This window comes from Micromonospora sp. NBC_01739, assembly GCF_035920385.1.
Taxonomy (GTDB): domain Bacteria; phylum Actinomycetota; class Actinomycetes; order Mycobacteriales; family Micromonosporaceae; genus Micromonospora.
Map to the genome: position 1 here is coordinate 3,519,062 of NZ_CP109151.1, position 19,872 is coordinate 3,538,933.

Here is a 19,872-nt window from a genome sequence, read left to right on the forward strand (position 1 = left end):
TCGTGGTCGGCCCCCTGGACCGGGCCGCCGACGGCGGTCACGCTGCCGAGCCCGGTTGGGCGAGGGCTTTCACCATCGGGTAACCTGGCCAGGTTGCCCGGGCATCGCCTGGCGGCGACCTCATGAACGTTTCAATCCCAGGAGTATCCCGTGGCTAGCGTGTGCGACGTCTGTGGCAAGGGACCGGGCTTCGGCCACAACGTGTCCCACTCGCACCGGCGGACCAACCGCCGCTGGAACCCGAACATCCAGTCGGTGCGTACCCCGGCCGGTGGCGGCACGACCAAGAAGCTGAAGGTCTGCACCTCCTGCATCAAGGCGGGCAAGGTCACCCGCGCCTGACGCGGTAGCACCGGCACCACGATCTGCATCGCCGGCGGGCCTCGATGGCCCGCCGGCATCGTCGTGTCCGCCGACCCTCCAGCGGGATGTCAGAGGGTGCGGCCGAAGGAGAGGCAGCCGGGCTCGGCGGCGTAGTAGCCGAAGTTGGGGATGCGCTCGTAGCCGGCCGAGGTGTACATCGCGATCGCCTCGGGCTGCCGGTCCCCGCACTCCAGGATGATCCGCTTGCGGCCCTGCTCACGGACGGAGCGTTCGATCGCGGCCAGCACCGTACGGGCCACCCCCCGGCCACGGGCCTGCGGGGCGGTGTACATCCGCTTCAACTCGGCCGTCTCGCCGTCGCTGCCGTGACTGCGCCAACCACCGCAGCCGACCGGCTCACCGTCCAGGTGGGCGACCAGGAAGGTGCCGTGCGGCGGGGTGAACTCGCCGGCCTCGACCGGGGTCTCGTCGCCGTCACCGCCGTACCGGGCGCCCAGGTCGGCCAGCGCGGAGGTGATCAGTCGCTGCGCCACCGGAGAGTCGAACGGCACCACGTGGATCTCGATCTGCTGCACCTGTTCAGCGTACGACCAGCCCACCCCCGCACCGCCGGCGACCAGGGGACCCTGGCAGGGGCTCAGCGGAAATGGTCCCAGCCGGCCGGGCCGTCGAAGGGTGCCCCGTCCACGGTCACCCCACGGCCCTCGGCCACCCGACCGATCGGACGCCACCCGTCCGGCAGCTCCACCTCCGGCGGGAAGGTCGCGGCCAGCGCGTGGTCGTCGCCACCGGCCAGCAACCAGGCGTACGGGTCGACCCCGAGGGCCTGGGCGGCGTCGCGCATCTGCGGTGGCACCTCGAAGGCCTCCCGGCGCAGGTCGACGGCCACCCCGCTGGCCCTGGCCACGTGCCCGAGGTCGGCCAGCAACCCGTCCGAGATATCGATCATGGCGGTGGCGCCGAGTCGGGCGGCCACCGGACCGGCCGCGTAGGGCACCTCCGGCCGCCGGTACGCCTCGACCAGCAGCCGGGGGGTGCGGAAGCCACGGGAGAGCACGGTGAACCCGGCCGCGGCGTAGCCGGTGCGCCCGGCCAGGGCCACCAGGTCGCCCGGTCGGGCGCCGGACCGGGTCACCGGGGGCCGTCCGGCCAGATCGCCCAGGGCGGTGACCGCGATGGTCAGGGTGGGGCTGGCCGACATGTCCCCACCGACCACGCTCGCGCCCACCCCGGCCGCCTCGGCACCGATGCCGTCGGCGAGCTGCTCGACCCAGCCGGTCTCCACCTCCGTCGGCACGCAGAGGGCCACCAGCAGGGCGGTCGGCTCCGCCCCCATCGCCGCCACGTCGGCCAGGTTGGCCGCCGCCGCCCGACGACCGATGTCGTACGCCTCGGACCAGTCCCGGCGAAAGTGCCGCCCCTCCACCAGCACGTCGGTGGAGGCGACCACCCGGGAGTCCGGTGCGGCGACCACGGCCGCGTCGTCACCCGGCCCGAGCAACACGGTCGATCCGTAGGACAACCGGGCGGTGACCCGGTCGATCAGGCCGAACTCGCCGACCCCCGCGACACTCACGCCGCCACTCCGCCACACTCCGCGGCGGCGTCTGGGGCCACCCCGCCGAACCTGAAGGTACGCTCGCTCACCGCTTCTCCTCGGCCGCCGATAGGGATCACACCTGGTCCGTAAGGTACTTTCTCCCTTCGGGCCGCCTGGCAGGCGGCGACGGAGGGAGGTCGAGTCGTGGTACAGGCGTACATCCTCATCCAGACAGAGGTCGGCCGGGCGCGTGACGTGGCCGGTCTCATCGCGGATCTTCCCGGCGTGGTCCGGGTCGACGCGGTGACCGGGCCGTACGACGTGGTCGTGCTCACCGAGGCGAACACCGTCGACGAGCTCGGCAAACTCATCGTCAGCAACGTGCAGATGGTGCCCGGGATCACCCGGACCCTGACGTGTTCGGTGGTGCGGTTGTAAGTGGGCACCATGTCCGAATCTCCCACCGAGACCAGCGAGAAGGGCACCCCGAAGGGGACCGACCGGACCAGCCGCACCGCGGCCCTGGTCGCCACGGCCGTGGCCCTGCCGGTGGCCCTGCTGGTCGGCACCCTGGCCTTCGTCAATCTGGCGCCGGAGGACTCGACCCCCACGGCCTCCCCCTCGCCGACCGTACCCCGGCCGCAGTCCACCGCCCCGGTCGAGATGGCCGCCCCGGCGCTGGCCGAGCGACCGGCCACGGTCTGCCGCGCCCTGCTGTCCCAGTTGCCCGCCTCGATCCGCGACCTGCCGCAGCGGCCGGTGAGCGCCGGGCCGGAGCAGAACGCCGCCTACGGCGATCCGGCCGTGACGGTGGCCTGCGGTGGCACCGCGCCCGAGGTGAGCCCCACCGACCATGTCTACCTGGTCAACGCGGTGTGCTGGCACGCGGTGGAGGAGGTCGACGCCACCGTGCTGACCACCCTGGATCGGGAGACCCCGGTGACCGTACGGGTGCCGCACTTCTACGGCGAGGCCTTGCAGTGGGCCGCCCCGATCGCCACCACGGTCGTCGCCTCCGTCCCCTCGGCGGACTCGGTCCCGTCCGGCTGCACCTCCTGATCGAAGCCGCCAGGCCGGTCAGCACCCGATCGAAGCCGCCGGGATCGGTCAGTACTGCCCGGGGCCGTGCAGCAGGGCGGTACGGATCAGCCGGTCCACCAGCTTCGGGTACTCCAGGCCGGAGGCCGCCCACATCCGGGGGAACATCGAGGTCGGGGTGAACCCCGGCATGGTGTTGATCTCGTTGAGGTAGACGTCCAGTTCCGGGGTGACGAAGAAGTCGGCCCGGGCCAGTCCGGCGCAGTCCAGCGCGGTGAAGGCCCGCACGGCGTAGTCGCGTACCTGCCGGGCCACCCGGTCGGGCAGGTCGGCGGGGACGTCGTACTCGCAGGCCGACTCCGCGTCGATGTACTTGGCCTCGAAGTCGTAGAAGTCGTAGTCGCCGACCACTCGCACCTCGGCCAGTACGGAGGCCTCGGGCATGCCGCCGGCCTCGCCCTCCAGCACTCCGCACTCGATCTCCCGGCCGACGATGGCCGCCTCGACCAGTACCTTGCTGTCGATCTTCCGGGCGGCGGCCACCGCGGCGTCCAGGTCCGCCCAGTCGGTGACCTTGCTGACCCCGAAGGACGATCCGGCCCGGGAGGGCTTGACGAAGACCGGCAGCCCCAGCCGCTGCTTGTCCTGCTCGCTGAGGGTCATGCCGCTGCGCAGCACCGCGTACGCGCCGACCGGGATGCCCTCGGCGGCGCAGAGCTTCTTGGTGAACTCCTTGTCCATCGCGGCGGCGGAGGCGAACACCTTGGCCCCCACGTACGGGATGCCGGCCATCTCCAACATGCCCTGGATGGTGCCGTCCTCGCCGTAGGCGCCGTGCAGCACCGGGAAGACCACGTCCACATCGGCCAGTGCCCGGGGCCCTTCGGTGGGGTCCAGCACCACCAGGCCGCCGCCGGTCGGGTCGGTCCGCAGCACGATGTCGTGGCCGGACTCGGCGGTGATCTCCGGCAGGCTACGCGCGCTGATCGACAATCGGGTGGGATCCCCGTCGGTGAGCACCCACTGGCCCGCTCGGGTGATGCCGACCGGCACCACCTCGAACTCGTCCGGGTCCAGAGCGGCGAGCACGCTGCCGGCGCTGACGCAGGAGATGCCGTGTTCCGGGCTGCGGCCGCCGAAGACGATCGCCACGCGGGTCTTGCCTGGGGTGGTCACTGCGGTCACCTTTCCGGGACGCACTGCTGGCGCTTCCCCGGATGACCTTACTGTGCGTGGCCGTAGCCGGTTGCCGATACCCTGCGAGAAGCCGAGGCGGGCACATCCGGTCAATCATCACCATACGGTGAGTAATCAGTCAGCCGGTCGACCGGGCGGCTCCCCCGCCCCGGAGCACGCCGTCGGCCGATCGCGAGCACCTTGACCCGCTGCCGACCGGCCCGCACCATGCCCAGGGCCATGAAGGCGCCGGCGATCCGTTCGGCGGCCTCCCGGTTACTCGCCCCGACCACCTGACGGCGACGCTCGGGGGCGGTTCGTTCGTCGCGTCCACCGGCGACATTCGGCCGGACATCGGTCAGCACCACCAGGAAGCGGGCCATCGGCCGCCACCCGGGTCCGTCGTGACCGCCGCGAGACTGCCCGAGGGTCGCTGCGCACATCGCCCCCCTTTCCGGTACGGGCTCATGGCAGGGCACGCGGCGGCCGGGTAGGGGGAATAACCCGACCGCCGCGCGCCCCATCCCCTCCGGTCACTCACCATCACCGTCGCCACGACAACCGATGGTGAGGACTTGACGACAGCCTGACACCATCACGGTTGTGAATGCAACTCCCACACGCGTTTTCTCATGTACACGGTCTCAAATATGTGCGATCATCGATTCATGGCTCCGAAGACCGCCCGTGCCCGTCGGCTGGGCATCGCCCTGCGCCAGCACCGTGAGGCCGCCGGCCTGACCCTCGAAGTCGCGGCAGACGAGATCAACAGCACCCGCAGCACCCTGTCCCGCTACGAGAACGCGCAGACCCTGGTCAGTCCGGCCACCGTACGCGCGCTGCTCACCCTCTACGGGGTGGGGGCGGACGAGGTGGCGGCCGCCGTCGCGCTGGCCAAGGACGCCCGCAAGCCCGGTTGGTGGGTGTCCTACTCGTACCTGCTGGACCGGCGCACCATCGACTTCATCGCCCTGGAGGCGGAGGCCACCGGCATCGCCAACTTCGAGCCCTCCGTGGTGCCCGGCCTGTTGCAGACCGCCGACTACATCCGTGGGGTGATGCGGGGCGGCCCGCACACCCTCAGCGACAGTGATGTGGAGGAGCGGGTCCACCTACGGCTGGACCGGCAGCAGCGCCTCACCGGTGACGAACCCCCGATCTTCGACGCGATCATCGACGAGGCCGCGCTGCTGCGCCCGGTCGGCGACACGGCCACCATGCAGGGGCAACTGCGCCACCTACTCAAGATGAGCGAGTTGCCGAACATCACCGTCCAGCTGATCCCGTTGGCGGCCGGCTACCACCGGGGCACCCGGGGCTCGCTGCACATCCTCGAATTCGCCGATCCGGAGGATCCGATCATCGCCTCGGTGGAGACGGTGGCCGGTCAGATGATCCTCGACCGGCCCGCAGAACTGCGCACCTGCACCAGGATCATGGAACACCTGCGGACGGTCGCGCTGAGCCCGGCGGCCAGCCGCGACGAACTGATCACGATCCTGAAGGGACGTAGCTGATGACACCGACGACCAACGCCACCCCGGCGGTGGCCGGATGGCGCAAGAGCAGCCACAGCGGTGACGAGGGGGCCTGTGTGGAGGTGGGGATGGCACCGGGCGCGGTGGCCGTACGCGACTCCAAGGACCCGCAGGGCCCGCTGCTGTTCTTCGCCCCGGCCGCCTGGACCGCCTTCGCCGGGGCACCACCGGTGCGTTGACGCGATCGGCCCTTCCCTGATCCGACAGTCACCCGGAACCGCTGACCGGGCCGGTCAAGGGCACCGCCGGCCCGGTCAGCCCCGCGTCCGTGGACAGTCGTCAGCCGCCGACCAGCGGCGGCGGGGCCGGCAGGGCGCGTACGGTCGCCAGGGCGGCCAGGGCGGCGCCTCGGGCCCCGGCCATGTCGCGGTCCGGCACCAGCGCGAAGGTGGCCAGGGCGGCCTGCTCGTCCCGCAACGCGGTGTGCCCGCGTACGGTCGCCAGGAACCAGTCCCGGAACTCCGGGCCGGTCTCCACCACCCCACCCCCGACGAAGTACGCATGGGGGTCGGTGAAGTTGGCCGCGATGGTGAACAGGGCCCCCAGGGCCCTCGCCTGCTGGGCGAAGATCTCCCGGGCCAGCTCGTCGCCCCGCTCGCCGTAGCCGCGCACCAGCTTCGCCGCCCGGGCCGGCGGCTCAGCGGCCAGCGGATGGTCCGGAAACCGGGTGAGCCAGTACGGCAGCAGGTTGCGCTCGATCGCGGTCAGCGAGGCGACCGACTCCACGTCACCGGCGAAGCCACAGGCGCAGGTCGGCACGGGCTGGTCGGCGGCCAGCACCTGGGTCAGCGGAATGTGCACATGCCCCAGCTCACCGGCCATTCCCGCCGCCCCGGCGACCACCCGACCGTGCTCGACCAGACCACCGCCCAGCCCGGTGCCCACGATCGCCGACACGGATGACCGCTGCATGGCCTCGGCGCCGAAGTGGACGTGGTGGGCGTAGAGGGCGGCGGCGTTGCCGTCGTTGTGGTAGACCACCGGCAGCCCTAGCCGGCGTTCCAGGGCCCTGCGGATGTCGTGGCCCCGCCAGGCCGGTTGGGAGAAGTTCGTGGACCCCTTAGCGGAGATCACTCCGGTGGCGCTGGCCGGACCGGGGGTGTCCAGCCCGACGGCCTGCACCTGGTCGCGGGACACCCCGGTCAGGGCCAGGACCTCCGCGAAGGAACCGGCCATCGCCTCGACGGCGGCCTCCGGTCCGGCGCGTACCTCGCTGGGGGTCTCCACCAGGTGATCGACCAGGAACCGCCCATCGGCCGTGAGCACTGTGGCGTTGTTGTTCGTACCGCCGTTGTCGATGCCCACGACCACCGTTGTGCCAGCCACCCGCCAACCGCCTCCCACCGATCCGCTCTGACGTGAGGCTAGTTCTCCAACCCGCTACCCGCCATGTCGACCGGCCGGCGGGCCGTCATCGCGGTGGCCCCCAGCGACTCGTTCCGGACGGTCGTCGGGATCAGTCCGGCCGCCCGCAGTACGGCCGCCAGCGGGTCGACCTGGGACTCGCCGACCTCCACCACCAGGTTCCCACCCGGGGCCAGCCAGCGCGCCGCCTCCTCGGCCAGTCGGCGCAGCACCGCCAACCCGTCCGGCCCACCGTCCAGGGCCACCGGGGCCTCGTACCGGCGCGACTCGGCCGGCAGCAGCTCCAGGGCCGCGCTGGGCACGTACGGCGCGTTCGCCACCACCAGGTCCAGGCTGCCCCGCCAGGCCCCCGGCAGGGCCTCGAACAGGTCACCGGTGCGGACCGGCACGGCCAACTCGGCCAGGTTGCGGCGGGCACAGGCCACCGCGGCGGGGTCCACGTCGGCCGCCGCCAGCAGCCTGGGGGCGCGCAGCCGCCGCGCCAGGGCCCGGGTCAGGGCGCCGGAGCCGCAGCAGAGCTCGACCACCCTGGCCCCCGGCCCGGTCACCGCCACGGCCGCCGAGACCAGCAGGGCGGTACGCGCCCGGGGCACGAACACCCCGGGTACGACCACGATCCGCTCGCCGCAGAACTCGGCCCAGCCCAGCAGGTACTCCAGCGGTTCCCCGGCCACCCGTCGGTCGACCAGTGCGGCCAGGTTCTGCCGGCTGTCGGCCGCCTCGAGCAGCAGCCGTGCCTCGTCCTCGGCCCAGACGCAGCCGGCCCGGCGGAGCCGGTCGACCGTGGCGTCCCGTACCGCCGAGGAGACGTCGATCATCTAGCGGCGGCGTCCAGGGCGGCCGACACGTCGGCGATCAGATCGGCGGTGTCCTCCACCCCGCAGGAGAGCCGGACGAAACCGGGTGAGGTGTCGTCACCCCACTGGGCCCGTCGGTCGGCCGTGGTGTGCAGGCCACCGAAGGAGGTGGCCGCACCGACCAGCCGGGCCGCCTCCAGGAAGCGGGCCACCCGCTCGGCGGTACCCAGATCGAAGGAGAGCACCCCGGGCATCCGCCGCAGCTGACGCGAGGCCACCGGATAGGCCGGATCCGCCGGCAGGCCCGGCCACCGCAGCCCGGTCACCTCGGCACGGGCCGCCAGCAGCCCGGCCAGGGCCTCGGCGTTGGCGCTCTGCCGGGCCAGGCGCAGGTCCAGGGTGGCCAGGGACCGGTGCGCCAGCCAGGCGTCGAAGGCCCCGGGCACCGCCCCGGTGGCCGTACGCCAGGTGGTGAACCGCTGCACCAGCTCCGCCGACCGGGTGGCCAGGTAACCCAGCAGCAGATCGGAGTGCCCGGTCAGGGCCTTGGTGCCGGAGGCGACCACCAGGTCGGCACCGAGATCCAGGGGACGCTGTCCCAGCGGGGTGGCGGTGGTGTTGTCGACCGCCAGCAGGGCACCGGCAGCGTGCACCCGCTCGGCCAGCGCCGGCAGGTCCACCACGTCCAGTCCCGGGTTGGCCGGGGTCTCCACCAGCACCAGGCGTACCCCCTCGAAGGAGGGGTAGGGCCCGGCGGTCGGTGCCAGCAGCACCCGTACGCCGTTGCCGGCCAGGGTGTCCGTGGCGAAGGCCCGGACCGGGAAGTACCCGTCGGCCGGCAGCACCACGGTGTCACCGGCGCGCAGCAGCCCCAGCAGCAGCCCGGTGATGGCCGCCTGGCCGCTGGCGAAGACCCGACACTCGCCGCCCTCCAGCTCGCCGATCGCCGCCTCCAGCAGCCGCCGGGTGGGGTTGTCCGGGCGTCCGTACCCGTCGGCCGCCGCCTCCGGCCCGTGCCGGGGGTCCAGATGGTACGGCGCGGCGAAGACCGGCCCCGGCAGGAAGGGTCGGCCCGGTTCCGGGGCGGGCAGCCCGGCCCGCACACACCGGGTGCCGTCGCCGTCGCCGTCGGCCGCAGGCCGCTGCGCGAACCCGCCCTCACTCATCCGCTCACTCCGGCTTGGTGGTACGGCTCATCAGAGCGCGTACCGCGACCCGCGGGTCGACCCCCTCGTGGCAGACCAGCTCGACCTGCTCGGTGATCGGCATCTCCACCCCGTGGGCCCGGGCCAGGTCGCGGATGGCCAGGGCGCTCTTGACCCCCTCGGCGGTCTGCCGGGTGGCCACCCGCGCCTCCTCCAGGGTGGCGCCCCGCCCCAGGTGCTCGCCGAAGGTGCGGTTACGGGCCGACGGCGAGGAGCAGGAGGCCACCAGGTCACCCATGCCGGCCAGCCCGGCGAAGGTCAGGGGGTCCGCGCCGAGGGCCACCCCCAGCCGGGCGGTCTCGGCCAGCCCTCGGGTGACCAGCATGGCCCGGGTGTTGTGACCGAAGCCCATCGCGGTGGCGATGCCGTACGCCAGGGCGATCACGTTCTTCACCGCCCCGCCCAGCTCACAGCCGATCACGTCGTCGTTGGTGTACGGCCGGAAGTAGGGCGTGGTGATGGAGCGCTGCACCAGGGTGGCCCGGTCGGAGTCCGTGCAGGCGACCACCGTGGCGGCCGGCTGCTCGGCGGCGATCTCCGGGGCCAGGTTGGGGCCGGAGACGACGACCACCCGGTCCGCCGCCACCTGGGCGGTCTCGACGATCACCTCGCTCATCCGCTTGGTGGTGCCGAGTTCGATGCCCTTCATCAGGGACACCAGGGTGGCGTCGGGGTGCAGGTGCGGGACCCACTCGGCCAGGTTGCCCCGCAGGGTCTGCGAGGGCACCGCCAGCACCACCATCTCGGCGCCCTTGATCGCCTCTACGGGGTCGCCGGTGCCGGTGACCCGCTCCGGCAGCAGCACCCCCGGCAGGTACTCCGGGTTGCGTCGCTCCGTACGGATCAGGTCCGCGATCGGCTGTCGGCGGGCCCAGATGGTCACCTCCCGGCCGGCGTCGGCCAGGATCTTCGCGAACGCCGTACCCCAGGACCCGGCGCCCAGCACCGCCACGTGCCCACTCACGCCGTCGCCTCCGGACGCTGCTCGACGTTGGCCCGACCGTTGCGCTGCCACAGCGGCGGTGGGGTGCCACCTCGGATCTCGGCCAGCATGTCCCGCAGCCGCAGCATGATCACGTCAGTCATCTCCTCCAGCACCGACCGGCTGGGAGCGGCACCGGCCCACCGGCTCAGGTCGATCGGCGGCCCGGCCACCACGGTCACCGGGATCCGGGGCCGCAGGCTGAGCCGGCCCCGGCGCGGGTCGAAGATCCGCTCCGGGCCCCACATCACCACCGGCACCACCGGGGCACCCGTGGCCAACGCCAGCCGAGCGGCCCCGGTCTTGCCCTTCATCGGCCACAGGTCCGGTTCCCGGGTGATGGTGCCCTCCGGGTAGATGATCACGGCGTCACCCTCGCCGAGCGCCTTGATCAGGGCGTCCAGCGACTTGGCCGCGTCGACCGTCCCCCGCTCGACCGGGATCTGCTTGCACCGGTGCAGAATCCAGCCGATCACCGGGACCTTGAACACGCTCGCCTTGCCCAGGAACTGCGGCCACCGTCCGGAGTCGTAGATGAAGTGGGAGGCGACCAACGGATCGGCATGCGACATGTGGTTCGCCACGATGATCATCGGACCCTCGGTGCCGAGGTGCTCCATCCCCCGCCAGGTACGCCGGGTCCAGACCGTCATCACCGGCTTGACCAGCACCACGGCCACCCGTTGCCAGAACCCCAGCCTGCGCTGACCCACCGTGCCTCCTCGTACCAGCCCCGCCCACCGGAGGAACCGGTGACGCCCGCAGCCGAAATCATGCCTGCTCGACCCTGGTACGGCCAGTGAGGGTACCGATGCAAGGCTGGCAGGATGACAGTGTGAGTCAGCCATGGACCGTGGTGGTACCGGTCAAGCGTCTGACCGCCGCGAAGACCCGGCTGCGCGGCGGGGTGCCCGGCGTACCTCACGAGAAGCTGACCCTGGCCCTGATCGCCGACACCCTGGACGTGGTGCGCGCCTGTCCCGGGGTGGCCGAGATCCGGGTGGTCACCGACGACCCCCAGGTGAGCCTGCTGGCCCGGATGATCGACGCCCGGGTGCTGCCCGACCCCCCGACCCCCGGCCTGAACGCCGCCTTCCGGCACGGCGCGGCCGGGGTCGACGGGTGGGTGGTGGCCCTCACCGCCGATCTGCCCGCCCTGCGTCCGGCCGAACTGGCCGCCGCTCTGGACGCCGCCCGGACAGGCCCGCCGCACCTCCGGTCCTTCGTCAGCGACTGCCCCGGGACCGGCACGGTGCTGCTGGCCGCCCCGCCCGGGGTACCCCTGGATCCCCGCTTCGGGCCCGGCTCGGCCGCCGCGCACGCGCGCAGCGGGGCCCGGCCGCTCACCGCCGCCTGGCCCAGCCTGCGCCGGGATGTGGACACCGCCGCCGACCTGGCCGCTGCGGCCCGGCTCGGGCTCGGTCCCCGCACCGCTGCCCTGACCGCCGACTGCCTGACCGGCTGAGCGGCGCTGGCGGCGGGCTTGCCCCCGGCTGGGCGGCGGCTGCGTGTACGGTGCTGGGCATGCAGGGCACGGTGGCTACCTTCGACGCGGCGACCCGCAGCGGCCTGCTGCTGCTCGACGACGGCACGGAGTTGCCCTTCCCGGCTCCCGCGTTCGACGCCTCCGGGCTGCGGCTGCTGCGCCTGGGTCAGCGGGTCAGGGTGGAAACCGACAGCGAGGGTGTCGTCGTCCGGGTGACCATCCCGACGATGTCCTGACCTCCCAGCTCAAGTTCAGTTCGGGTTAACCGTGACCGGGTGATTATGGGCAGGTGAGCACCCCTCGCGAAGGCCCGGACAATCCCGACCGACCCGACCCTGCGGCAGCTTCCTCCGGGTTGGCGGAGGTGCTGGACCCCGGCCCCGGGCCGGCCCTGCCGGAACCCCCCGAGACGCGGCCCGACCGCCCCCTGCCGGAGGACCGGTTCCTCAACCGGGAGCTGTCCTGGCTCGACTTCAACGCCCGGGTCCTGGCCCTGGCCGAGGACCGGCGCACCCCCCTGCTGGAGCGGGCCAAGTTCCTCGCCATCTTCGCCAGCAACCTGGACGAGTTCTACATGGTGCGGGTCGCCGGGCTGAAACGGCGCCTCACCGCCGGGCTGCCGGTACGCGGCGGAGACGGGCTGCCCCTGCGTACCCAACTGGAACTGGTCGCCGCCAAGGCGGCCACCCTGGTGGCCCGGCACGCCGCCTGTCTCATCGACGACGTGCTGCCGGCGCTGGCGGCGGAGGACATCCGGGTGCTGGGCTGGTCCGACCTCGGCAACCGTGAGCGGGACCGGCTGCACTCCTACTTCCGCCAGCAGATCTTTCCGGTGCTCACCCCCTTGGCGGTCGACCCGGCCCACCCCTTCCCGTACATCTCCGGTCGGTCGCTCAACCTGGCCGTGTCGGTGCGCGACCCGGACGGCGGACCTGAGCTGTTCGCCCGGGTCAAGGTGCCCAACAACGTGCCCCGGTTCGTCCGGGTCGACCGGGACCAGCCCGGGGTACGGGTGCTGCCGGTGGAGGACCTCATCGCCGTCCACCTGGGTCAACTCTTCTCCGGCATGCAGGTCGTGGAGTGCCATCTGTTCCGGGTGACCCGCAACGCCGAGGTGGAGGTCGACGAGGACCGCGACGAGGACCTGCTGCAGGCCCTGGAACGGGAACTGGCCCGGCGCCGGTTCGGTCCCCCGGTCCGGCTGGAGGTCGCCGACTCGATCTCCGACCACATGCTGGAGTTGCTGGTCCGGGAACTGGACATGGACCGCCAGGACGTGCTGCGGGTCCGCGGGCTGCTCGACCTGTCCGCCCTGTGGCAGCTCTACGGCGAGGCGGACCGCCCCGACCTGAAGGACCCTCCCTTCGTACCGGCCACCCATCCCCGGCTGGCCGAGGGCGAGGTGCCCCGCAGCGTCTTCGCGACCCTGCGCGACGGGGACGTGCTGGTGCACCACCCGTACCACTCCTTCGCGACCAGCGTGCAACGCTTCATCGAGCAGGCCGCCGCCGACCCGAACGTGCTGGCCATCAAGCAGACCCTGTACCGCACCAGCGGGGACTCCCCCATCGTGGACGCCCTGGTGGAGGCCGCCGCGGCCGGCAAGCAGGTGGTGGTGCTGGTCGAGTTGAAGGCCCGCTTCGACGAGGTGGCCAACATCGGCTGGGCCCGCACCCTGGAACGGGCCGGATGCCACGTGGTCTACGGGCTGGTCGGCCTCAAGACCCACTGCAAGACGGCCCTGGTGGTACGCCAGGAGGGCGACCAGATCCGGCGCTACTGCCACATCGGCACCGGCAACTACCACCCCAAGACCGCCCGCCTCTACGAGGACTTCGGCATGCTGACCGCCGACCCGGACATCGGCGCCGACCTGACCGACCTGTTCAACGTGCTCACCGGCTACAGCCGGCAGACCGCGTACCGGCGGCTGCTGGTGGCACCCCAGGGGGTACGCAGGGGTCTGATCGAGCGGATCGAACGGGAGATCGCCCAGGTCCGGCTCGGCCGGCCCGCCCTGGTGCAGTTCAAGGTGAACGCCCTCGTCGACGAGGCCATCACGGACGCCCTGTACCGGGCCTCCCAGGCGGGGGTACACGTCGACCTGATCATCCGGGGGATGTGCACCCTGCGTCCCGGGGTGCCGGGGCTGTCGGACAACATCCGGGTCCGCTCCATCCTCGGCCGGTTCCTGGAACACTCCCGGATCTTCCGTTTCGGCAACGACGGTGACGCCGAGTTCTGGATCGGCTCGGCCGACCTGATGCACCGCAACCTGGATCGACGGGTCGAGGCACTGGTCCAGGTCAGCGACCCGGTGGCCCGCGCCGAACTGGACCACGTGCTCCAGGCCGCGATGAGCCCGGAGGTCGAGGCGTTCGAGTTGACCGCCGACGGCAGCTGGATCCGGCGCAGCGGCACTCCCGCGGCGCCCCTGGACCATCTACAGGATCTGTTGCTGCATCGGGTCGGGGGCACCGCCGGACGAGCCGCCCGGGCAATAGGCTGAGCAGATGGTCGAGGAGGAGGATCCGGCGCTTCCCGGCCGTCGGCGTACCCTGCAACCCGATGCCGGCGTGGCCGAGATCCGAGCGGCCGGCGGGGTGGTGTGGCGACCGGCACCGGACGGCGGGGTCCAGGTGTGCCTGGTGCACCGCCCCCGGTACGGGGACTGGACGTTGCCGAAGGGCAAGCTGGAGCCGGGCGAGCATGCACTGCTGGCCGCAGTCCGGGAGGTCGCCGAGGAGGCCGACGCCCAGGCGGTACCCCAGGTGCGCCTGCCCAGCGTGCGGTACCGCAGCGAGGGCCTGGACAAGACGGTCGACTACTGGTCGATGCGGGCGGTCGGCACGGGCGGTTTCCAACCCGGCACCGAGGTCGACGAGGTGCGCTGGCTGGGGGTGGACGATGCGATGCGGCTGGTCAGCTACCCGCACGACAACCAGGTGCTGGCCGCCTTCGCCGCGCTGCCCCGCGTGACCGCGACCATGCTGCTGGTCCGCCACGGCCACGCCGGTCGGCGACTGGACTGGTCCGGCCCGGACACCGGCCGCCCCCTGGACCCCCGTGGCTGGTCGCAGGCGCACGCCTTGGCGCCGCTGATCGCGCTGGTCCGTCCCACCCGACTGCTCTCCGCCTCGCCCCGCCGATGCGTGCAGACCCTGGACCCGGCCGCCGCGCAGCTCGACCTGCCGATCGAGATCAGCGGTGACCTGGACGAGCCCCGCGCCGGCCAGCAGGCCGACGAGTGCGCCCTGGCCGTAGCGGCAGCACTGACCGCATCAGCGGCGAACAGCGAGTCCGTAGCGGCGTGCAGCCAGGGCAAGGTCATCCCCGGCGCGCTGGAACGGCTCGCCGGCCAGCCCGGCGACTACGCCACCGGCAAGGGCGGCGGCTGGCTGCTCACCTTCACCGGCGACCGCCTGCTAGCGGCCGACCGCCTCTGAATCCCTCCCGCACGGCTGGGCCGTTACGGCCGGGCCGGTGGCAGTTTGAGGGTGACGGCTACCGGCAGGTGGTCGCTGGCGGTGCTCGGGGTGGCGGTCGGGTCGGTGGCCGACAGGTCCGGGGAGACGAAGATGTGGTCGATCTGGGTACGCGGGTCGTCGGCCGGGCTGGTGGGCAGCGGGCGTACGGCCGCCAGGGCGTCGACCAGCCCGGCGTCGGTGAGGGCCGTGAAGGCCGGATCACCCGGCTCGGTGTTGAAGTCACCGGCGACGACGAGCGGCCCACCCTCGGCGTACCCGGTGGCGAATTCGGCGACCACCCGGGCCTGCACCACCGGATCCGTACCCGGTGGGGGTTGCAGGTGGGTGCTCACCACCGCCAGCCGTACGCCGTCGCTGAAGTCGACCGTCACCCCCAGGGCCTGGGCACCGGTGGGTGCGCCGACCGCAGGCAGCGTACGGGTCCGGGCCCGCTGGACCGGCCACCGGCTCAGCACCGCATCGCCCCACAGGGCCCCGGCGGCGGGCGCGAAGACGTACGGCATATCCAGCCGGTTCGCCAACAGGTGCAGGGTGTCGTGACCGCCGTTGAGCAGCCAGCCCCGGTCGACCTCGCTGAGCAGCACCACGTCGGCCCGCCCGACCGCCCGGTCCAGAGCGGCCAGGTCGAGCCGCCCGTCCAGGCCGAAGCCCATCCGGATGTTGTACGCCACCAGCCGGATCTGCTCGGGTGGCCCGCCCCGGTTGGTGGCCACCAGCCACGGCCCCTGCACGGCCGCGGCGACGAGGGCGAGCACGGCGGCCAACAGGGCTGCCATCGGGGCGACCAGCCACCCCGATCGTCCGGTGGCGAGGGGTACCGGCGGCGGGGCAGCGGGGGCCGCTGTCGCAGGTCGCCGCCGTCCGCCCAGCGCGACGATCCCTACCATCGCCGCCACCAGGGCGGGCAGCCAGCCGTTGGGGTAGCCGATGTCGTAGGCGGCGTAGTAGAGCACCGCCGCCAGGGCGAAGACCAGCATGCCGCCGGTCGCCGCGTACCCACGACGGGCAGCGGTCGACCGCCCCCGGTCGGCGGCGGCCAGGGCCAGGCAGCCGCCCAGCCCCGCTGCGGTGAGCAGCATCGCGACACCGAGGAACCCCGGTGGCCCGTACCCGAACAGCAGCGCCCCGGCCAGCAGCAGCACCGGGAACAGGGGACGGCTCGGCGGCGGGGTCAACGCGCAGAGCACGAACAGCGCCACCGCGGCGGCCAGGGGTGCCAGGGCGAACAGAGGGGTGCCGGCGGTGCCGGCCGCACCGAGCCAGAAGGACATCGCGGTGCTCGCGACCGCCGGTGACAACGCGACCATGCCACCCAACAGCAACCCGGGCCCGACGAGCAGCCAACTCCGGCCCGGCGGTAGCGCCTCGGTGTCGTCCTCAGGCCGACCGGATTCGGGTTTCGCGGCGAAGGCGACCACCAGCAAGGACCCCACCAGGAAAAGGCTCAGCAGCCAGGCCTCCCAGCGTCCCCACCACACCGGGTCGTGGGTACCGGTCAAGGCCTGGCCGAGCGCCCCGGCGGTCAGTCCGAGGACCAGCCCGGGCAGCGGTCGGCTGACCGGGCCGGCGATGGCGGCCAGCCACACCAGCCCGGCCAGCAGGCCTGCGGTGGCCAACCAGAGTTGGGTACGACCCCCGGGCGTCGCGGTCAACGCCAGCCGGGCGGCGCTGAGTACGGCCACCGCCACCAGGCCGACGGGACGGGCACCGACCCGGGCTACGAGGGCCGGTGCGGCCAGGGCGAGCACGAACCAGCCGAGCGCGAAGGCACCGAGCAGTTCGGCCGGGGTCGAGGCGGCCTGCCCGAAGATGGTGATGACCGACGGCAGGAAGACCCGCAGCACGTCGGTGAAGACGAGCAGACCCAACGCCAGGGTGGCGGTACCGAGGTGGCGACGACGCAACACGGTCCTCATTTCGCCGAGGGTGTGCGGCGATTCTGGTGCCAGGCGGCGCGTCGGTCAACGGGGCAGTGCGGTGCGGTCCGCGCACGGCAAAGGGCGCCCACCACCGAGGCGGGCGCCCTTGCTCGTACGGCCGGTCAGCGCCGGGTCGTGGTCTTCTTGGCCGGCGCCTTCTTCGCCGGGGCCTTCTTGGCCGCCGTGGCCTTGGCCGCCGTGGTGGTCTTGGTCGCGGTGGCCTTGGTCGCGGTGGCCTTCTTCGCCGGTGCGGCCTTCTTCGTGGTGGTCTTCGCGGCCGCCGTGGTCTTGGTCGCGGTGGCCTTCTTCGCCGGTGCGGCCTTCTTGGTGGCCGCCGCGGTCTTCGTCGCGGTGGTCTTCTTGGCCGCCGTGGTCTTGGCCGCCGTGGTGGTGGTCTTGGTCGCGGTCGTCTTCTTCGCGGTGGTCGCCTTGGCACCGGTAGCCTTCGCGCCGGTGGTCTTGGCGGTGGTTGCGGCTGCCTTCTTCGCCGCCGCCGTGGCCTTCGGCACCTTGCCGCTGGCCACCATCTCCTTGAACCCGGCGCCTGGGCGGAAGGTCGGGACGGAGGTCTTCTTGACCTTCACCGCCTCGCCTGTGCGCGGGTTGCGCGCTGTTCGAGCGCCACGAACACGCTTCTCGAACGCTCCGAATCCGGTGATCGCCACCTTTTCGCCCTTGGTGACCGCCGCCTGGACCTCAGCGAGGACCGCGTCGAGCGCGGCCGTCGCCGTCTTCCGGTCCCCCAGGCGAACGGCGAGCGCCTCGATGAGCTCGGCCTTGTTCACGACTTCCTCCTGATTGTGCAACTGACTCGACGCGAGCCATTCTGCGCGCACGGTATGCCCTGTGCTGCCGGGACACAAACATTCGGTGGAAAAAAGCCCTTGTGTCGTAACGGATTCGCCCCCACCGGCGGCACCGGTGGGGGCGGAATCGGCGAACAGACCCGGCGAACGGCTATGCGACCCGGGGCAGGAAGGACGGCCGAGTGGTCTCGAAGGTGCTGATCTGCTCCTCGTGCCGAAGGGTGAGTCCAATGTCGTCCAAGCCCTCCATCAGCCGCCAGCGGCTGAAGTCGTCGAGCGGGAACGACCACGTGAAGGTGCCGGCCCGGACCTGGCGGGTGGTCAGGTCCACGGTGATCGAGGTGTCGGGGTCGGCCTCGACCAGACCCCAGATTTCCTCGACCGCTTTCAATTCCAGCTCTACCGGAAGCAACCCTTCCTTGAGCGCGTTGCCCCGGAAGATGTCACCGAAGCCGGGTGCGATCACGGCTCGGAACCCGTAGTCGCGCAGCGCCCAGACGGCGTGCTCGCGGGAGGACCCGGTGCCGAACTCCGGACCGGCGACGAGAATCGACGCCCCGGCATAAGACTGATCGTTGAGTACGAATCCCGGGTCCTCCCGCCACGCGCTGAACAACCCGTCGGCGAAACCGGTACGGGTCACCCGCTTCAGGTAGACGGCCGGGATGATCTGGTCGGTGTCCACGTCGGACCGACGCAGCGGCACGGCGGTGCCGGTGTGCACGGTGAACTTGTCCATCTGTCGCAGCCCTTCTACAGATCGGCGGGAGCGGCCAGTCGGCCGACCACTGCGGTCGCGGCGGCGACCGGCGGACTCACCAGGTGAGTACGCCCGCCCCGGCCCTGGCGGCCCTCGAAGTTCCGGTTGGAGGTCGAGGCGGAGCGCTGCCCCGGCGAGAGGGTGTCCGGGTTCATGCCCAGGCACATCGAGCACCCGGCGAAGCGCCACTCGGCACCCGCGTCGGTGAAGACCTTGTCCAGCCCCTCGGCCTCGGCGGCCTCCCGTACGGAGGCGGAGCCGGGCACCACCAACATGCGTACGCCCTCGGCGACCCGGTGACCGCGCAGCACGTCCGCGGCGGCACGCAGGTCCTCCAGCCGGCCGTTGGTGCAGGAGCCGACGAAGACCACGTCGACCGCCAGGTCACGCAGCGGGGTGCCCGGTCGCAGGTCCATGTACTCCAGGGCGCGACGGGCGGCGGCCCGTTCCGCGTCCGTGGTGAAGTCCTCCGGGTCCGGCACGGCCGCGCCCAGCGGAACGCCCTGCCCCGGGTTGGTGCCCCAGGTCACGAACGGCGTGATCTCCGATGCGTCCAGGATCACCTCGGCGTCGAAGGTCGCCCCCTCGTCGGTGGGCAGGGTCCGCCAGTAGGCCAGCGCCGCGTCCCAGTCGGCGCCGGTGGGGGCGTTCGGCCGCCCCTTCAGGTACGCGAAGGTGGTCTCGTCCGGCGCGATCATGCCGGCCTTGGCACCCCACTCGATCGACATGTTGGCGATGGTCATCCGGCCTTCCATGGACAGCGCCCGGATGGCCTCACCGCGGTACTCGACGATGTGCCCGCGACCGCCACCGGTGCCGACCTTGGCGATCAGCGCGAGGACCAGATCCTTGGCGGTGACACCGGGGCCGAGCTGACCGTTGACGGTGACCGCCATGGTCTTCGGACGGGCCTGCGGCAGCGTCTGGGTGGCCAGCACGTGCTCGACCTCACTGGTGCCGATGCCGAAGGCCAGGGCCCCGAAGGCGCCGTGGGTGGCGGTGTGCGAGTCGCCACAGACGATGGTCATGCCGGGCTGGGTGAGCCCGAGCTGCGGACCGATGACATGCACGATGCCCTGGTTCTCGTCGCCCAGGGGGTGCAGCTTCACGCCGAACTCCGCGCAGTTGCGGCGCAGGGTCTCGATCTGGGTACGCGAGGTGGGGTCAGCGATGGTGAGCAGGTCACCACGGCGCTGCTGGAACGACGGATCGGCGTACCCGGTCGGGGTGTTGTGGTCCTCGGTCGCGAGGGTGAGGTCGGTACGACGCACCCGCCGACCGGCGAGCCGCAGCCCGTCGAACGCCTGCGGGCTGGTCACCTCGTGCAGCAGGTGCAAGTCGATGAAGAGCAGATCGGGCTCTCCCTCGACAGACCGGACGACATGCGCGTCCCAGACCTTCTCGGCCAAGGTTCTCGGCTGAGTAGTGGCTCCCACCATCTGGACATC

22 protein-coding genes are annotated in these 19,872 nt (G+C 72.2%); 9 read left to right on the plus strand and 13 right to left on the minus strand.

The features are described from left to right. Window positions 1–150: 150 nt before the first annotated feature. Window positions 151–342: a 50S ribosomal protein L28 gene (gene rpmB / locus OIE53_RS15665; protein WP_007075181.1), complete on the plus strand. Its 192-nt coding sequence runs from the start codon at window positions 151–153 to the stop codon at window positions 340–342. 89 nt (window positions 343–431) lie between these two features. Here rpmB and OIE53_RS15670 read toward each other — a convergent pair whose 3' ends face one another. Further along, window positions 432–899, minus strand: a complete 468-nt coding sequence (locus OIE53_RS15670) for a GNAT family N-acetyltransferase (protein ID WP_327022285.1) — start codon at window positions 897–899, stop codon at window positions 432–434. A gap of 62 nt (window positions 900–961) precedes the next feature. Further along, a complete protein-coding gene (locus OIE53_RS15675) occupies window positions 962–1,900 on the minus strand; it encodes a thiamine-phosphate kinase (protein ID WP_327022286.1) in 939 nt (312 codons plus the stop codon). A gap of 168 nt (window positions 1,901–2,068) precedes the next feature. On the opposite strand from OIE53_RS15675, the gene OIE53_RS15680 reads away from it, so the two are divergent. Together OIE53_RS15680 and OIE53_RS15685 are read left to right on the plus strand one after the other, a co-directional pair. Further along, window positions 2,069–2,302, plus strand: a complete 234-nt coding sequence (locus tag OIE53_RS15680) for an Lrp/AsnC ligand binding domain-containing protein (protein WP_013732068.1) — start codon at window positions 2,069–2,071, stop codon at window positions 2,300–2,302. Window positions 2,303–2,311: 9 nt separating this feature from the next. Continuing rightward, a complete protein-coding gene (locus OIE53_RS15685) occupies window positions 2,312–2,923 on the plus strand; it encodes a DUF3515 family protein (protein WP_327022287.1) in 612 nt (203 codons plus the stop codon). Between the two features lie 48 nt (window positions 2,924–2,971). Here OIE53_RS15685 and OIE53_RS15690 read toward each other — a convergent pair whose 3' ends face one another. Then, complete coding sequence (locus tag OIE53_RS15690; protein ID WP_327022288.1) at window positions 2,972–4,078, minus strand: D-alanine--D-alanine ligase family protein; 1,107 nt, start codon at window positions 4,076–4,078, stop codon at window positions 2,972–2,974. A gap of 110 nt (window positions 4,079–4,188) precedes the next feature. Beyond that, window positions 4,189–4,521: a hypothetical protein gene (locus OIE53_RS15695; RefSeq protein ID WP_393337201.1), complete on the minus strand. Its 333-nt coding sequence runs from the start codon at window positions 4,519–4,521 to the stop codon at window positions 4,189–4,191. A gap of 225 nt (window positions 4,522–4,746) precedes the next feature. Between OIE53_RS15695 and OIE53_RS15700 the strand changes: the two genes are divergently transcribed. Further along, window positions 4,747–5,595, plus strand: a complete 849-nt coding sequence (locus OIE53_RS15700; RefSeq protein ID WP_327022290.1) for a helix-turn-helix domain-containing protein — start codon at window positions 4,747–4,749, stop codon at window positions 5,593–5,595. Further along, window positions 5,595–5,795, plus strand: a complete 201-nt coding sequence (locus OIE53_RS15705) for a DUF397 domain-containing protein (RefSeq protein ID WP_327022291.1) — start codon at window positions 5,595–5,597, stop codon at window positions 5,793–5,795. Before OIE53_RS15700 ends, OIE53_RS15705 begins: the two co-directional genes overlap by 1 nt. A gap of 100 nt (window positions 5,796–5,895) precedes the next feature. Here the strand turns inward: OIE53_RS15705 and OIE53_RS15710 are convergent, their stop codons facing one another. The 5 genes from OIE53_RS15710 to OIE53_RS15730 are packed head-to-tail and all read right to left on the minus strand — an operon-like array spanning window position 5,896 to window position 10,678. Then, window positions 5,896–6,942, minus strand: coding sequence for an ROK family protein (locus OIE53_RS15710; RefSeq protein WP_327022292.1), 1,047 nt, complete (start codon window positions 6,940–6,942; stop codon window positions 5,896–5,898). Between the two features lie 38 nt (window positions 6,943–6,980). After that, window positions 6,981–7,799, minus strand: coding sequence for a putative protein N(5)-glutamine methyltransferase (locus tag OIE53_RS15715; protein WP_327022293.1), 819 nt, complete (start codon window positions 7,797–7,799; stop codon window positions 6,981–6,983). Continuing rightward, the gene (locus OIE53_RS15720; RefSeq protein ID WP_327022294.1) at window positions 7,796–8,944 is read right to left on the minus strand and encodes a cystathionine gamma-lyase; all 1,149 of its coding nucleotides are present in this window, start codon (window positions 8,942–8,944) and stop codon (window positions 7,796–7,798) included. The genes OIE53_RS15715 and OIE53_RS15720 overlap by 4 nt, the downstream gene beginning before the upstream one ends. A gap of 4 nt (window positions 8,945–8,948) precedes the next feature. Further along, window positions 8,949–9,947, minus strand: a complete 999-nt coding sequence (locus tag OIE53_RS15725) for an NAD(P)H-dependent glycerol-3-phosphate dehydrogenase (RefSeq protein WP_327022295.1) — start codon at window positions 9,945–9,947, stop codon at window positions 8,949–8,951. Further along, complete coding sequence (locus OIE53_RS15730; RefSeq protein WP_327022296.1) at window positions 9,944–10,678, minus strand: lysophospholipid acyltransferase family protein; 735 nt, start codon at window positions 10,676–10,678, stop codon at window positions 9,944–9,946. The genes OIE53_RS15725 and OIE53_RS15730 overlap by 4 nt, the downstream gene beginning before the upstream one ends. Window positions 10,679–10,800: 122 nt before the next feature. On the opposite strand from OIE53_RS15730, the gene cofC reads away from it, so the two are divergent. From cofC to OIE53_RS15750, 4 genes are read left to right on the plus strand one after another with little or no spacing between them, the layout of a single operon-like run. After that, the gene (cofC, locus tag OIE53_RS15735) at window positions 10,801–11,430 is read left to right on the plus strand and encodes a 2-phospho-L-lactate guanylyltransferase (RefSeq protein WP_327022297.1); all 630 of its coding nucleotides are present in this window, start codon (window positions 10,801–10,803) and stop codon (window positions 11,428–11,430) included. Between the two features lie 59 nt (window positions 11,431–11,489). Then, window positions 11,490–11,687: a cold-shock protein gene (locus OIE53_RS15740; RefSeq protein WP_327022298.1), complete on the plus strand. Its 198-nt coding sequence runs from the start codon at window positions 11,490–11,492 to the stop codon at window positions 11,685–11,687. Between the two features lie 53 nt (window positions 11,688–11,740). Continuing rightward, window positions 11,741–13,960 carry an RNA degradosome polyphosphate kinase gene (locus OIE53_RS15745; RefSeq protein ID WP_327022299.1) on the plus strand — a complete coding sequence of 740 codons (2,220 nt, stop codon included), beginning with the start codon at window positions 11,741–11,743 and terminating at the stop codon, window positions 13,958–13,960. A gap of 4 nt (window positions 13,961–13,964) precedes the next feature. Beyond that, a complete protein-coding gene (locus OIE53_RS15750) occupies window positions 13,965–14,897 on the plus strand; it encodes an NUDIX hydrolase (protein WP_327022300.1) in 933 nt (310 codons plus the stop codon). A gap of 23 nt (window positions 14,898–14,920) precedes the next feature. Here OIE53_RS15750 and OIE53_RS15755 read toward each other — a convergent pair whose 3' ends face one another. The 4 genes from OIE53_RS15755 to leuC form a co-directional block, all read right to left on the minus strand. Continuing rightward, window positions 14,921–16,855 carry an endonuclease/exonuclease/phosphatase family protein gene (locus tag OIE53_RS15755; RefSeq protein WP_327022301.1) on the minus strand — a complete coding sequence of 645 codons (1,935 nt, stop codon included), beginning with the start codon at window positions 16,853–16,855 and terminating at the stop codon, window positions 14,921–14,923. A 125-nt stretch (window positions 16,856–16,980) separates the two neighbouring features. Then, on the minus strand, window positions 16,981–17,643 hold the full coding sequence (locus tag OIE53_RS15760; RefSeq protein WP_327022302.1) for an HU family DNA-binding protein: 663 nt from the start codon (window positions 17,641–17,643) through the stop codon (window positions 16,981–16,983). A 172-nt stretch (window positions 17,644–17,815) separates the two neighbouring features. Beyond that, entirely contained in the window at window positions 17,816–18,403 is a 588-nt protein-coding gene (gene leuD, locus OIE53_RS15765) for a 3-isopropylmalate dehydratase small subunit (protein ID WP_327022303.1), read from the minus strand. Window positions 18,404–18,417: 14 nt separating this feature from the next. Beyond that, entirely contained in the window at window positions 18,418–19,863 is a 1,446-nt protein-coding gene (gene leuC, locus OIE53_RS15770) for a 3-isopropylmalate dehydratase large subunit (RefSeq protein WP_327022304.1), read from the minus strand. Window positions 19,864–19,872 lie beyond the last annotated feature (9 nt).